Annotated in this window: 17 protein-coding genes; 11 read left to right on the forward strand and 6 right to left on the reverse strand. The window is 61.2% G+C overall.

Going from position 1 to position 14,074, the window contains the following annotated elements; genetic code table 11:
• Positions 1 to 11: 11 nt before the first annotated feature.
• From mlaD to AC09SL_RS19240, 3 genes are read right to left on the reverse strand one after another with little or no spacing between them, the layout of a single operon-like run.
• Complete coding sequence (gene mlaD, locus AC09SL_RS19230) at positions 12 to 479, reverse strand: outer membrane lipid asymmetry maintenance protein MlaD (protein WP_053118499.1); 468 nt, start codon at positions 477 to 479, stop codon at positions 12 to 14.
• Complete coding sequence (gene mlaE, locus AC09SL_RS19235) at positions 479 to 1,276, reverse strand: lipid asymmetry maintenance ABC transporter permease subunit MlaE (protein WP_058546607.1); 798 nt, start codon at positions 1,274 to 1,276, stop codon at positions 479 to 481. Before mlaE ends, mlaD begins: the two co-directional genes overlap by 1 nt.
• Positions 1,276 to 2,085: an ATP-binding cassette domain-containing protein gene (locus AC09SL_RS19240; RefSeq protein WP_058546608.1), complete on the reverse strand. Its 810-nt coding sequence runs from the start codon at positions 2,083 to 2,085 to the stop codon at positions 1,276 to 1,278. Before AC09SL_RS19240 ends, mlaE begins: the two co-directional genes overlap by 1 nt.
• Positions 2,086 to 2,359: 274 nt before the next feature.
• Here AC09SL_RS19240 and AC09SL_RS19245 point away from each other — a divergent pair, with 274 nt between their 5' ends.
• The 10 genes from AC09SL_RS19245 to AC09SL_RS19290 all read left to right on the forward strand — a co-directional run bounded on the left by AC09SL_RS19245 (position 2,360) and on the right by AC09SL_RS19290 (position 9,367).
• Entirely contained in the window at positions 2,360 to 3,334 is a 975-nt protein-coding gene (locus tag AC09SL_RS19245; protein ID WP_058546609.1) for a KpsF/GutQ family sugar-phosphate isomerase, read from the forward strand.
• A complete protein-coding gene (locus AC09SL_RS19250) occupies positions 3,335 to 3,859 on the forward strand; it encodes a KdsC family phosphatase (protein WP_058546610.1) in 525 nt (174 codons plus the stop codon). It begins immediately after the preceding gene.
• A gap of 7 nt (positions 3,860 to 3,866) precedes the next feature.
• Positions 3,867 to 4,436: an LPS export ABC transporter periplasmic protein LptC gene (gene lptC, locus AC09SL_RS19255; RefSeq protein WP_058546611.1), complete on the forward strand. Its 570-nt coding sequence runs from the start codon at positions 3,867 to 3,869 to the stop codon at positions 4,434 to 4,436.
• The gene (gene lptA / locus AC09SL_RS19260) at positions 4,423 to 4,971 is read left to right on the forward strand and encodes a lipopolysaccharide transport periplasmic protein LptA (RefSeq protein WP_058546612.1); all 549 of its coding nucleotides are present in this window, start codon (positions 4,423 to 4,425) and stop codon (positions 4,969 to 4,971) included. Before lptC ends, lptA begins: the two co-directional genes overlap by 14 nt.
• Positions 4,971 to 5,696 (forward strand): LPS export ABC transporter ATP-binding protein, encoded by a 726-nt coding sequence (gene lptB, locus AC09SL_RS19265; RefSeq protein ID WP_018614004.1) that lies wholly within the window; start codon positions 4,971 to 4,973, stop codon positions 5,694 to 5,696. The genes lptA and lptB overlap by 1 nt, the downstream gene beginning before the upstream one ends.
• Positions 5,697 to 5,860: 164 nt before the next feature.
• On the forward strand, positions 5,861 to 7,354 hold the full coding sequence (locus tag AC09SL_RS19270) for an RNA polymerase factor sigma-54 (protein ID WP_058546613.1): 1,494 nt from the start codon (positions 5,861 to 5,863) through the stop codon (positions 7,352 to 7,354).
• Positions 7,355 to 7,430: 76 nt separating this feature from the next.
• The gene (gene hpf, locus AC09SL_RS19275; RefSeq protein WP_058546614.1) at positions 7,431 to 7,739 is read left to right on the forward strand and encodes a ribosome hibernation-promoting factor, HPF/YfiA family; all 309 of its coding nucleotides are present in this window, start codon (positions 7,431 to 7,433) and stop codon (positions 7,737 to 7,739) included.
• A gap of 12 nt (positions 7,740 to 7,751) precedes the next feature.
• Positions 7,752 to 8,216 (forward strand): PTS IIA-like nitrogen regulatory protein PtsN, encoded by a 465-nt coding sequence (gene ptsN, locus AC09SL_RS19280; RefSeq protein ID WP_058546615.1) that lies wholly within the window; start codon positions 7,752 to 7,754, stop codon positions 8,214 to 8,216.
• Positions 8,217 to 8,218: 2 nt separating this feature from the next.
• The gene (gene rapZ, locus AC09SL_RS19285; RefSeq protein WP_058546616.1) at positions 8,219 to 9,076 is read left to right on the forward strand and encodes an RNase adapter RapZ; all 858 of its coding nucleotides are present in this window, start codon (positions 8,219 to 8,221) and stop codon (positions 9,074 to 9,076) included.
• Between the two features lie 15 nt (positions 9,077 to 9,091).
• A complete protein-coding gene (locus AC09SL_RS19290; protein WP_058546617.1) occupies positions 9,092 to 9,367 on the forward strand; it encodes an HPr family phosphocarrier protein in 276 nt (91 codons plus the stop codon).
• An 84-nt stretch (positions 9,368 to 9,451) separates the two neighbouring features.
• Here the strand turns inward: AC09SL_RS19290 and pmbA are convergent, their stop codons facing one another.
• A complete protein-coding gene (gene pmbA, locus AC09SL_RS19295; RefSeq protein WP_058546618.1) occupies positions 9,452 to 10,798 on the reverse strand; it encodes a metalloprotease PmbA in 1,347 nt (448 codons plus the stop codon).
• 108 nt (positions 10,799 to 10,906) lie between these two features.
• Here pmbA and yjgA point away from each other — a divergent pair, with 108 nt between their 5' ends.
• Entirely contained in the window at positions 10,907 to 11,431 is a 525-nt protein-coding gene (gene yjgA / locus AC09SL_RS19300; RefSeq protein WP_003197830.1) for a ribosome biogenesis factor YjgA, read from the forward strand.
• Between the two features lie 230 nt (positions 11,432 to 11,661).
• Here the strand turns inward: yjgA and tldD are convergent, their stop codons facing one another.
• Together tldD and AC09SL_RS19310 are read right to left on the reverse strand one after the other, a co-directional pair.
• On the reverse strand, positions 11,662 to 13,104 hold the full coding sequence (gene tldD / locus AC09SL_RS19305; protein ID WP_058546619.1) for a metalloprotease TldD: 1,443 nt from the start codon (positions 13,102 to 13,104) through the stop codon (positions 11,662 to 11,664).
• A gap of 5 nt (positions 13,105 to 13,109) precedes the next feature.
• Positions 13,110 to 13,973: a carbon-nitrogen hydrolase family protein gene (locus AC09SL_RS19310; RefSeq protein ID WP_058546620.1), complete on the reverse strand. Its 864-nt coding sequence runs from the start codon at positions 13,971 to 13,973 to the stop codon at positions 13,110 to 13,112.
• Between the last annotated feature and the right edge of the window lie 101 nt (positions 13,974 to 14,074).

Here is a 14,074-nt window from a genome sequence, read left to right on the forward strand (position 1 = left end):
TCAAAAGCTCCTCATTTGGCGTCTTTGCTAACGGTATTGAGCAGGAATTTACCGATCAGGTCCTCGAGCACCAGGGACGATTGCGTGTCGTGGATGACGCCACCATCCTTGAGCACGGCGTCTTCCCCGCCCACGCTGATGCCAATGTATTTCTCACCCAGCAGCCCAGCGGTGAGGATAGATGCAGTGGAATCAGTCGGCAGGTTGTCCACGCGCTTTTCCAACTGCAGCGTCACTCGACCGGTGAAATCCTCGCGATTCAGATCGATTGCCGTGACCTTGCCGATGGTGACACCGGCCATGGTCACTTTGGCTCTGACCGTCAAACCGGCGATATTGTCAAAGTTGGCATAAAGTTTATAAGTATCGGTGCTAGCCGTCGGCGCCAGTCCACTGACCCGCAGGGCCAGCAGCAGCAAAGCCAGGATGCCAGCCAGCAAGAAAAGGCCGACACCGATTTCCAGGGTGCGGTTTTGCATCAGAAATCTCCAAACATCAAGGCGGTCAGAATAAAGTCAAGGCCCAGGACCGCCAGCGAGGCGTACACCACGGTCTTGGTTGTGGCACGGCTGATCCCCTCTGACGTGGGCTCACAGTCATAGCCTTGGAACACAGCGATCCAGGTCACCACGAAAGCGAATACGGCACTTTTGATAACGCCGTTGAGCACGTCGTCGAGAAAATCGACGCTGTTCTGCATGTTTGACCAGTAGGAACCCTCATAGACCCCCAGCCAGTCTACTGCCACCCACGAGCCGCCCCAGATCCCCACGACGCTGAAAATGATCGCCAGCACCGGCAGGGAAATGAAACCGGCCCACAGGCGCGGGGCAATGATGTATTTGAGTGGGTCGACGCCGATCATTTCCAGGCTGGACAATTGTTCGGTGGACTTCATGTTGCCGATTTCGGCCGTCAGCGCCGAACCGGCACGCCCGGCAAACAGCAGCGCCGTGACCACGGGGCCGAGCTCACGCAACAGCGTCAGCGCAACCATCTGCCCGACCGCCTGCTCCGAACCGTAGCTGGACAAGATGTTGAACCCTTGCAGCGCCAGGACCATGCCGATGAAGATCCCGGAGACCACGATGATCACCAGGGACATCACGCCCACCGAGTGCAACTGCTTGACCAGCAGGCTAAAACCACCACCCGTCGAGTTGCGCCCAAGCAGGGCATGCATCAGAAACAGCGAGGAACGGCCCAGTACTGCCACCACATCGATACCGGAGCGGCCAAACAGGCGAATTCTTTCCAATAGTGATTTCTTGCGCATCAGCGCTTCCCCAGCAGATCGGTACGGTAATCCGTGGCCGGAAAATGGAACTCCACCGGCCCGTCCGGATCACCCTTCATGAATTGGCGAATGCGCGGATTGTCCGAATCCATCAGTTCCTGGGGCGTACCCTGCCCCAGCACCTGGGTATCACCGACTACATAGATGTAGTCGGCAATGCTGGCGGTTTCGGCCAGGTCGTGGGAGACCACGATGCTGGTGATGCCCAGCGCATCGTTGAGCAGGCGGATCAGGCGCACGAGTACACCCATGGCGATCGGGTCCTGCCCGACGAAGGGTTCGTCGTACATGAGGATCTTCGGATCGAGGGCAATCGCCCGCGCCAACGCGACCCGGCGTTTCATGCCGCCGGACAGCTCGTCGGGCATCAGGTCCAGGGCGCCTCGCAGCCCGACGGCCTGCAACTTGAGCAGGACGATGTCGCGGATCATCTCTTCCGGCAGCTCGGTATGGACCCGCAACGGGAACGCCACGTTCTCGAACACGTCGAGATCGGTAAACAGCGCGCCACTCTGGAACAGCACGCCCATGTGCTTGCGCGCATCGAACAGGTCGCTGCGAGACAACTCGGGAAGATTCTGACCATTGACCCAGACTTCGCCGGCGCTGGGGCGCAATTGTGCCCCAATCAGCCGCAGCAGCGTGGTCTTGCCACACCCGGAAGGCCCCATGATGCCAGTGACCTTGCCGCGTGGAATGCGAATATCGATGTCATTGAAAATGCTGCGCGTCCCTCGCTTGAAGGACAGTCCCTTCAGCTCGACCGCGTAGGCGTTGTCGGCACTCATCTAAACTCCTTGCGATGCAGCCTCACATTCGAATGCCCTGGGCGGTCGACAAGCGCCGGTACCGCCGGGCACGCGAACCGGCGGCGAACTATATCACTGCAACAGCCAAGCGCCCAAGGCCAACACCCCACCCGTTAAGCCTCGCTCAAGGTAAAAAACCACATTTTATGTCGAACCTTGCGGCCCCACGAACAAAGCATGACGAACTTACGTGAGGGAATTGTTCATTGCCGCTATAATCGCCGCCTTTTCATCGGGCTATACGATTTCTGACATGAGCCAATCCAGCGACCTGATTCAATCGGCACAACGTACCATCCGCCTCGAGCTCGAAGCCGTGCAAGGCTTGCTGCCCCGTATCGACGCTGATTTCGTACGCGCCTGCGAGATGATTCTGGCCAGCAAAGGCCGCGTGGTCGTGGTCGGCATGGGCAAGTCCGGGCACATCGGCAACAAGATCGCCGCCACCCTCGCCAGCACCGGCACCACGGCCTTTTTTGTCCATCCGGCCGAAGCCAGCCACGGAGACATGGGCATGATCACCCGGGACGATGTCATCCTGGCCCTGTCCAACTCCGGTTCCACCAATGAGATCATCACGCTGCTGCCGCTGATCAAGCGCCTGGGCATCCAGTTGATCAGCATGACCGGCAACCCGGACTCGCCGCTGGCCAAGGCCGCCGAAGTGAACCTCAATGTTCATGTCGAACACGAAGCCTGCCCGCTGAACCTGGCACCGACCTCTTCCACCACCGCTGCCCTGGTCATGGGCGACGCCCTGGCCGTGGCGCTGCTGGAAGCCCGGGGCTTCACCGCGGAAGACTTCGCCTTTTCCCATCCCGGTGGCGCCCTCGGCCGTCGCCTGCTGCTGAAAGTCGAAAACGTGATGCACGCCGGCCAAGAGTTGCCGCAAGTGTTGCGCGGCACGCTGCTCAAGGACGCGCTCATGGAGATGACCCGCAAGGGGCTGGGCATGACGGTGGTCCTGGAAGCCGACGGCAAGCTCGCCGGGATCTTCACCGACGGCGACCTGCGCCGCACCCTGGACCGCACCATCGACATCCACAGTGCCACCATCGAGCAAGTCATGACGCCCCACGGCAAGACCGCCCGCGCCGAGATGCTCGCCGCCGAGGCCCTGAAAATCATGGAAGACCACAAGATCAGCGCCCTGGTGGTCGTCGACGACGAGGACCGTCCGGTGGGCGCCCTGAATATGCACGATTTGCTGCGTGCGGGAGTCATGTAAATGAACACAGAACTGTTGCAACGCGGCCAGGCCATCAAGCTGGCGGTGTTCGATGTCGACGGCGTGCTGACCGACGGTCGCCTGTACTTCCTTGAAGACGGCAGCGAGTTCAAGACGTTCAACACCCTCGACGGCCAAGGCATCAAGATGCTGATGGCCGCCGGCGTGCAGACCGCCATCATCAGCGGTCGCAAGACCCCGGTGGTCGAGCGACGCGCGAAGAACCTCGGCATCCCGCACCTTTACCAGGGGCGCGAAGACAAACTGGTGGTGCTGGACGAGCTTCTGGGCCAACTCAACCTAAGCTATGAACAGGTGGCCTACCTCGGTGACGACCTGCCAGACCTGCCGGTGATTCGCCGAGTAGGCCTGGGCATGGCAGTCGCCAACGCGGCCAGCTTCGTGCGCGAGCATGCCCACGGCGTCACCACGGCGCGAGGCGGCGAAGGTGCGGCCCGCGAATTCTGTGAACTGATCCTGCGCGCCCAGGGCCGCCTCGAAGCGGCCAACGCCGCGTACCTGTGAGCCATTTATGCTGAGCAAGAAGATTCGCACCATCGTGGTGTTCGGCTGTATCGCGGCGATTTTCGCTGCGGTGGGCTACTGGAACATCAGCCCCGAACGGTTTCTCGACCGACCTGCGACCCAGATCGAGGAAAAGATCGACTGGTACGCGACCAACACGCATACCCTGCAGTACCTGCCCGACGGCAAAGTGCAATATGAGATGACGTCCGACAAGGTCGACCACGTAAAGGCCACTGACATTACGCTGGTCACCAAGCCCGACCTGAACATGTTCCGCGGCACCGAGTTTCCGTGGCATGTGCAGAGCGAGCACGCCGAAGTCAATTCCGGCGGCACCGAAGTGGAACTGATCGACTCGGTGCGCATCGCCCGAACCGACGAGAAAAACCGTACGACCATCATCACCAGCACGCGCATGACCGTGTTCCCACAGCAAGAATATGCGCAGACCGAGCAACCCGTTAGAATCGACGGCGCCGGGGGTGTGTCGACCGGCACGGGAATGAAAGCGTATTTGAAGGAAAGCAGGATACACCTGCTATCGAACGTAAGAGGACAGTATGAAGCTCGCTAAAACCCTCCCTATTTTGCTCAGTCTGGGCGCAGCACTGGGAAGCGCGAGCGCCTGGGCTCTTCCCGACGACCGCAACCAACCTATCCGCATCCAGGCCGACGATGCCCAGCTCGACGACAAGAAAGGTGTCGCCACCTACACAGGTGACGTGATCATCACCCAGGGCTCGATGAAGGTCACCGGCAATACCGTGACCATCACCCGCACTCCGGCCGGGGACATCGACGTGGTGACCTCGGTGGGCAACCTGGCCTATTTCGAGCAGTTGCAAACTGCCGGCGATACCAAGCCTGTGCAGGGCTACGGGGTCACCATCCAGTACCACGCCTCCAAGGATCGCGTGGTCCTGATCGACCGCGCCAAGGTCATCGACAAGGACAACAACATCACCCAGGGCGAGAAAATCGTCTACGACACAGTCAAGAAGCTGGCAAGCGCCGGTCGCGCCACCGGCAGCAAGGTGACCGAGTCGCGTCCGCGGATCGACATGGTGATCCAACCGAAAAAGAAAACCGACGAGCAGAAGGCCCAGTAATGGCAACTCTGAAAGCTCAGCATCTGGCCAAGAGCTACAAGAGCCGTCAAGTCGTGCGTGATGTCAGCCTGTCCATCGACAGCGGCCAGATCGTCGGCCTGCTCGGCCCCAACGGCGCGGGCAAGACCACTTGCTTCTACATGATCGTCGGCCTGGTCCAGGCCGACCAGGGTCGCGTACTGATCGACGACCTGGATGTCAGCCACCAGCCGATGCACGGCCGGGCGAAGGCAGGTATCGGCTATTTGCCGCAAGAAGCGTCGATCTTCCGCAAACTGTCGGTTGCCGACAACATCATGGCGATCCTCGAGACCCGCAAGGAACTCGACAAGGCCGGTCGTCGCCAGGAATTGGAAAGCCTGCTGCAGGAATTCCACATCAGCCACATTCGCGACAACCTGGGCATGAGCCTGTCCGGGGGCGAGCGGCGCCGCGTGGAAATCGCCCGCGCCCTGGCCACCGCACCGAAGTTCATCCTGCTCGACGAACCGTTCGCCGGCGTGGACCCCATCTCGGTGGGCGACATCAAGCAGATCATCCATCACCTCAAGGCCAAGGGGATCGGCGTGCTGATCACCGACCACAACGTGCGCGAGACGCTGGATATCTGCGAAACCGCCTACATTGTCAATGACGGCCAGCTGATCGCCGAAGGCGACTCCGCAGCGATCCTGGCCAATGACCTGGTCAAGGAAGTGTATCTGGGCCATGAGTTCCGCCTGTAAGCCAAAGTGTCTGGCGAATCGTTAGAGCGTCGTTTCATTTTATTATGGCGACGCCCTAGGCAAACACTTCAGTTTCAGGCATATAATTTGCTTAAGTTTGGCGCTTCGGCGCCCTGTAGTGGATGGCGCATGTGCGCCGGCGAATAAGGTGTTAAGCCCCTGCCATGAAACCATCGCTAGTCTTGAGAATGGGCCAGCAGCTGACGATGACACCGCAGCTGCAACAGGCCATCCGCCTGCTCCAATTGTCGACCCTGGACCTGCAACAGGAGATCCAGGAGGCCCTGGAGTCCAATCCGATGCTCGAACGCCAGGAAGAAGGCGACGACTTCGACAACACCGACCCACTGGCCGACAACGTCGAGCAGAAGACCAACACCGAAATCCCGGAACCGACCTACCAGGAAGCCGCCCCGACGGTGGACAACCTCGAGGATGGCGAATGGAACGAACGCATCCCCAACGAACTGCCCGTGGACACGGCCTGGGAAGACGTCTATCAGACCAGCGCCAGCAGCCTGCCGAGCAGCGATGACGACGAGTGGGACTTCACCACCCGCACCTCCGCCGGCGAAAGCCTGCAAAGCCACCTGCTGTGGCAGCTGAACCTGGCGCCGATGTCCGACACCGATCGCCTGATCGCCGTGACCCTGATCGATTGCATCAACAACCAGGGCTACCTGGACGAGACCCTCGAAGAAATCCTCGAAGCCTTCGATCCCGAGCTCGACATCGAGCTGGACGAGATCGAAGCCGTCCTCCATCGCATCCAGCAGTTCGAACCGGCTGGCATCGGCGCCCGCAACCTGGGCGAGTGCCTGTTGCTGCAACTGCGCCAGTTGTCCGCCAAGACCCCGTGGCTGGCCGAAGCCAAGCGGCTGGTCACCGACTACATCGACTTGCTGGGGGGTCGCGACTACAGCCAGTTGATGCGTCGCATGAAGCTCAAGGAAGATGAGCTGCGCCAGGTGATCGAACTGGTGCAGAGCCTCAACCCGCGCCCCGGCTCGCAGATCGAATCCACCGAGCCCGAATACGTGGTTCCAGACGTAATCGTGCGCAAGCACAACGACCGCTGGCTGGTGGAGCTCAACCAGGAATCGGTGCCCAAGCTGCGGGTCAACGCCCAGTACGCCGGCTTTGTGAAGCGCGCCGACACCAGCGCCGACAACACTTTCATGCGCAACCAGTTGCAGGAGGCGCGCTGGTTCATCAAGAGCCTGCAAAGCCGCAACGAAACCCTGATGAAAGTGGCCACCCAGATCGTCGAGCATCAGCGCGGCTTCCTGGAGTATGGCGATGAAGCGATGAAACCGTTGGTCCTGCATGACATTGCCGAGGCAGTGGGCATGCACGAGTCGACGATTTCCCGGGTAACCACCCAGAAATTCATGCATACCCCCCGGGGCATCTATGAATTGAAATATTTTTTCTCCAGCCACGTCAGCACCTCCGAAGGCGGCGAATGCTCGTCCACGGCCATCCGCGCGATCATCAAAAAACTGGTGGCCGCGGAAAATCAGAAAAAGCCGTTGAGTGACAGCAAGATCGCTGGTTTACTGGAGGCACAAGGCATTCAGGTGGCCCGCCGTACCGTCGCCAAATACCGCGAATCCCTCGGGATCGCGCCTTCGAGCGAACGCAAGCGGTTGATGTAACAGGCCACGCCACAGCGTTCCAGTGGCAGGCATGTCTGCCTGCCGCTTTATGCACTGGCAACGAAGGAGAAGCTGTATGCAAGTCAACATCAGTGGACACCAACTGGAAGTGACCGAACCCCTGCGCACCTACATCGGCGAAAAACTCGACCGATTGGAGAGGCATTTCGACAAGATCACCAACGTGCAAGTCACGATGACCGTCGAGAAACTGCTGCAGAAAATCGAAGCCACGCTGCATATTCCCGGCGGAGAAGTGGTTGCCAACGCAGAGCACACAGACATGTATGCCGCGATTGACCTGCTGACCGACAAGCTGGATCGCCAACTCAAAAAGCATAAGGAAAAGACCCAGAGCCTCCTCCAGGGCGCGACCGGTCGTTAACCCCCCCAATCCATGATCCGACTAGAAACCATCCTGACCCCCGGCCGTTCCCAAGTGAACGCGCCGGGCGGCAGTAAAAAGAAAGCCCTCGAACACATTGCCAACCTGATCCACCGCGAGGTGCCTGATCTGGTCATGCAGGACGTCTTCGAGGCCCTGGTTGCCCGTGAAAAACTCGGTTCCACCGGTTTTGGCAACGGCATCGCCATCCCCCATTGCCGTCTCAAGGGCTGTGAGGCGCCGATCAGCGCGCTGTTGCACCTTGAAACGGCTATCGATTTCGACGCCATCGACGGCGCCCCGGTCGACCTGCTGTTTGTATTGCTGGTACCCGAAGCGGCGACCGATGCGCACCTCGAGCTGCTGCGCCAGATTGCCAGCATGCTGGACCGCAAGGAAGTGCGCGAAAAACTGCGCAGCGCACCAAGCAACGAAGCGTTGTACCAGGTGGTCCTGGACGAGCAGAACGGTCATTAAAAATGCGCATGATCATTGTCAGTGGCCGCTCCGGCTCCGGTAAAAGCACGGCCCTCGCCGTGCTTGAGGACAGCGGCTACTATTGCATCGACAATTTGCCCGCCGGCCTGCTGCCGGAACTGGCCGAGCGCGCCCTGATCCACACCGAGCTGGCGCAGCCACTGGTGGCGGTCTCCATCGATGCGCGTAACCTGCCAAGCCACCTGTCGCGTTTTCCTGAACTGCTCGAGGAAGTGCGCAGCCGGCATATCCAGTGCGACGTGCTGTACCTGGATGCCGATGAAGAGACACTGCTCAAGCGTTTTTCCGAAACCCGCCGGCGCCACCCGCTGAGCAATGCCAACCGCTCCCTGGCCGAAGCCATCGAGGATGAAAGCCAACTATTGGGGCCGATCGCCGACTTGGCGGACCTGAAGGTCAACACCACGCACCTGAACCTGTATCAGTTGCGCGACACGATCAAGCTGCGCCTGCTCAACCAGCCTGAGCCGGGCACGGCGTTCCTGGTGGAGTCGTTCGGTTTCAAGCGTGGCATGCCCGTAGACGCCGACCTGGTGTTCGATGTGCGCTGCCTGCCCAATCCTTATTGGAAACCGGAATTGCGCGAGCAATCCGGGCTCGACCAACCGGTGATCGATTACCTGGCCGCCCAGCCGGATGTCGAGGAAATGTACCAGGACATCTCCAGCTACCTGCTCAAATGGCTGCCCCGCTTTGCCGCGAGCAACCGCGCCTATGTCACGATTGCCATCGGTTGTACCGGTGGACATCACCGCTCCGTCTACCTGACCGAACGCCTGGGTCAACTCCTGCAACAATCCCTGAAGAACGTCCAGGTTCGCCACCGCGACCTCAGCTAAAGGATTCACATCGCGATGCCTGCTCAGGAAATTGAAATCATCAACAAGCTGGGTTTGCATGCCCGAGCGTCGGCCAAGTTCGTCGGAGTCGCGGGCCAGTTCAAGGACACCACCATCAGGGTTGGCCGCACGCCCGAGACTGCGGTCGACGGTAAAAGCATCATGGCGATGATGATGCTCGCCGCCGGCAAGGGCACCAAGATCCACCTGCTCACCGAAGGTGAACAGGCACAGGAAGCGATGGACGCGCTGGTGGACCTGATCAACCGATATTTCGACGAAGGCGAATAACTGCCCAGGTCCCAAGGCGGATTCATTGGGCACAAAAAAAGGCGCGTCATCCAGTGGATGACGCGCTTTTTTACGCGCTGAGCGTTAGCTACCCGCCACCGTCATACGCTCGATCAACACCGAACCGGTGCGGATGTTGCTGCGCAGCTCCAGGTCGTTGCCCACCGCTACGATCTGCTTGAACATGTCGCGCATGTTCCCGGCGATGGTCACTTCCTGGACCGGGAACTGGATCTCGCCGTTCTCGACCCAGAAACCCGCCGCGCCACGGGAATAGTCCCCGGTGACCATGTTCAGGCCGTGGCCCATCAGTTCGGTCACCAGCAGCCCCCGGCCCATGCGCCGCAGCAAGGCGGCCTGGTCTTCTTCGCCATGGGTCACGAACAGGTTATGCACGCCGCCGGCATTGGCGGTGCTCGGCATGCCGAGCTTGCGGCCCGAATAGGTACCGAGGATGTAGGACACCAGCTCGCCGTTTTCCACGAACGGCTTGGCGTAAGTGGCCAGGCCATCGCCGTCGAACGCCGAGCTGCCCATGGCCTGCATCAGGTGTGGACGCTCGTCGATGGTCATCCATTGCGGGAACAGCTTCTGGCCCAGCGCTCCCTCGAGGAACGACGACTTGCGGTACAGGTTGCCGCCGGACACCGCCGACAGGAAGCTGCCGAACAAGCCACCAGCCAGCTCGGCCGAAAACAACACCGGCACCTCACAGGTCGGCACCGGGCGCGCGCCCAGGCGGCTGGCCGCCCGTTGCGCGGCTTTCTGGCCAATGCTCACAGGGTCCGCGAGCAAGGCGCCCTGACGGCTCACGTCGTACCAGTAATCGCGCTGCATCTGGCCGTCGGCTTCGGCGATCATCACGCAACTGAGGCTGTGGCGGGTCGATGCATAACCGCCGATGAAACCGTGGCTGTTGCCATAGACCCGGCAGCCCTGGTGGGTATTGAGCGTCGTGCCGTCGGCGTTCTTGATCCGGCTGTCGGCCTCGAATGCCGCAGCTTCGCAACGCAGTGCCTGTTCGATGGCCTGCTCGGGGGTGATGTCCCAGGCGTGGAACAGGTCGAAGTCGCGCAGCTCCTTGCACATCAGCGCGGCATCGGCCAGGCCCGAGGCTTCGTCTTCTGAAGTGTGCTTGGCAATCGCCAGTGCCGCGGCGACGGTTTCGCGAATCGCCTCCGGGCCGCTCGCCGAGGTGCTGGCCGAGCCCTTGCGCTGGCCCATGTACAACGTGATACCGAACCCCTGGTCGCGATTGAATTCGACGGTTTCCACCTCACGCTGGCGCACCGACGTCGACAGGCCCTGTTCCAGGGACACCGCCACCTCACAGGCACTGGCGCCCTGGCGCTTGGCCTCGGCAAGGATCTGCTCGACTTGTTCCTGCAGTGCCGGCAATGCTTGCGGGCCGACGCTTTGAACTGCACTCATGGTGTTCTCCACTCAAATTCTCTTTTCGGTGATGGCCATCGAGCGACCGGGCCGGACAAGCGGCCCCCGACTGGTTATCATGGCGGCGTTTCTTTGCGGACTGCCACCATGGTTGATTCTTACGACGACTCCCTCTACGAGGGTGAAAAAAGCAAATCCCAGGTCAAACGCGAGCTGCATGCTCTGGTTGACCTCGGCGAGCGCCTGACAACACTCAAGCCTGACTTGCTGGCCAAACTGCCGTTGACCGACGCCTTGCGCCGGGCCCTGGCCGATGCGCCCAAGCACACCGCGAATATCGCGCGTAAACGGCACCTGCAATTCATCGGCAAACTGATGCGCGATCAGGACACTGACGCCATCCTGGTCCTGCTCGATCAACTCGATGCCTCCACCCGACAGTACAACGAACGTTTCCACAATCTGGAGCGCTGGCGCGATCGCTTGATCGCAGGCGACGACGGCGTGCTGGAAAAATTCGTCATCGACTACCCGGAGGCTGATCGTCAGCAATTGCGCTCCCTGATCCGTCAGGCCCAGCACGAACTGGCGCAGAACAAGCCACCAGCCTCGAGCCGTAAAATCTTCAAGTACATCCGTGAGCTGGACGAAACCCAACGCGGCCTGCGCTGAGTTTCATCCGTTCTGTAGGAGCTGCCGTAGGCTGCGATCTTTTGATCTTTTGATCTTTTGATCTTTCGCTTGAGACTTAAGTGTCTGGGGAAAGATCGCAGCCTCGTTGCACTCGACAGCTCCTACACAGCTCCTACACAGCTCCTACACGGCTCCTACATAGCTTCTACGTAGCTTCTACGTAGCTTCAACATGGTTTCTACATGGCTCCTGGGAGTTCGTGTACATGCTTATCCGCCCGTGCCACCCACGGTAATCGCATCGATCTTCAGGGTCGGCTGGCCGACGCCTACCGGCACCGATTGCCCGTCCTTGCCGCACGTACCCACGCCGCTGTCCAGCGCCAGGTCGTTACCGACCATCGACACCTTGCTCATCGCCTCCGGCCCGTTGCCGATCAGGGTCGCGCCCTTGACCGGTGCGGTGATCTTGCCGTCCTCGATCAGGTAGGCCTCGCTGGTGGAGAACACGAACTTGCCGCTGGTGATGTCCACCTGGCCACCGCCGAGGTTGGCGCAATAAATACCTTTTTTCACCGAGGCGATGATTTCCGCCGGGTCGCTTTGGCCGCCCAGCATGTAGGTGTTGGTCATGCGCGGCATCGGCAAGTGCGCGTAGGACTCACGGCGACCGTTGCCGGTACGGGCCACGCCCATCAGCCTGGCGTTGAGTTTGTCCTGCATGTAGCCCTTGAGCACGCCGTTCTCGATCAGCGTGGTGCATTCGGTCGGGGTGCCTTCATCGTCGACGCTCAGGGAGCCGCGACGCCCGGCCAGGGTGCCGTCATCGACAATGGTGCAGAGTTTCGAGGCGACCATTTCCCCCATGCGCCCGCTGTAGGCCGAGCTGCCCTTGCGGTTGAAATCGCCTTCCAGGCCGTGGCCGACTGCTTCGTGCAGCAGCACGCCGGACCAACCGGACCCCAGTACCACCGGCAACGTACCTGCCGGGGCCGCAATGGCCTCCAGGTTGACCAGCGCCTGACGCAGCGCTTCGCGGGCGTAGCCCATGGCGCGGTCTTCGCTGAGGAAATAACGGTAGTCGGTGCGCCCACCGCCGCCATGGCCACCGCGCTCGCGGCGACCGTTCTGCTCGACGATCACGCTGACGTTGAACCGCACCAGCGGCCGCACGTCCGCCGCCAGGCCGCCGTCGGTGGAAGCCACCAGGATCCGTTCCCAGACCCCGGCCATGCTGACCGACACTTGCTGGATGCGCGGGTCGAGGGCACGGGTGGCAACGTCGATGCGCTTGAGCAGCTCGACCTTTTCGGCGCGGCTCATGACTTCCAGCGGGTTATCCGGCGCATACAACTGTGCCACGTCCTGGCTGCTGAACGCCTGGACCGTGCCATTCTGCCCGGCGCGGGAGATCGAGCGGGCCGCACGGGCCGCAGCGCCGAGGGCCTCGAGGGTGATGGCGTTGCTGTAGGCAAAACCGGTCTTTTCCCCGGACTGGGCGCGCACGCCCACGCCCTGGTCGAGGTTGAAACTGCCTTCCTTGACGATGCCGTCTTCCAGCGACCAGGACTCGGAGATCTGCCCCTGGAAATACAGGTCGGCCGCATCGATGCCCGGGCCGGCCAGATCGCCCAGCACGCCTTGCAGGCTTTCGAGGGTCACGCCGCCGGGGGCTAGAAGGTGTTCACTGACTGAGGACAACAACCCGCTCATATGATTTACGCCTTGAATTCGTCGTCTTGAACAGGCCGCTGTCGAGCGCCCTGCGAGAAAAAGCGCCGATGGCTGGCCACCGGCATGCGCGCCCGGATGGACGCCTGTTCGCTGCTGTCGCGCTCGGCCAGCAGCACGGCCTCACCTTGATCCTGTTGTGCCAGCACACGGCCCCACGGGTCGACAATCGCGGCGTGGCCAAAGGTTTCCCGCGGCCCCGGATGCACCCCGCCCTGGGCGGCCGCCAGCACGTAGCACTGGGTTTCGATGGCCCGGGCGCGGATCAGCACGTCCCAATGGGCCGCGCCGGTCACCGCGGTAAACGCCGACGGCGCCGTGATCAGCTCGGCCCCGGCAGCCCGCAGCTCGCTGTAGAGCTCCGGGAATCGCAAGTCATAACAGACCGTCAGGCCCACCCGACCCACGGGGGTATCGGCAACCACCACGTTAGCGCCATAAGCATAGTCATCCGACTCGCGATAGCGCCCGCGATTGTCCGCCACATCCACATCGAACAGGTGCAGCTTGTCGTAGCGCGCCACGATCTGGCCCTGGTCGTCGACCAGCAACGAACAGGCATGGGACCTGGCCTCGGGCTGGTCCACCGGTGGCAACGGCAACGTGCCGGCCACAATCCATAACTTGAGGTCTCGGGCGACCTGTTTCAACCAGGGCAGGATCGGTCCCTGACCAAAGGCTTCGGCACGACCGATATCGGCAATGTCCCGCCGCCCCATCGCCGCAAAATTCTCCGGCAGCACGGCCAGCCTTGCGCCGCCTGCGGCCGCCTGCTCCAGCAGCACACGGGCACGGGCCAGGTTGGCGAGCACATCGCTCTGGCTGACCATTTGAATCACTGCGACTGGCATGGAGCTTCCCTCTTTTTATCCTCGCCCAAGGCGGCTGTGGAGCAGAGCTTGCTCGCGATGAGGCAGGTACATCCAACATATAGGCTGACTGACACACCTCA

This window comes from Pseudomonas sp. PF05 (assembly GCF_056521845.1).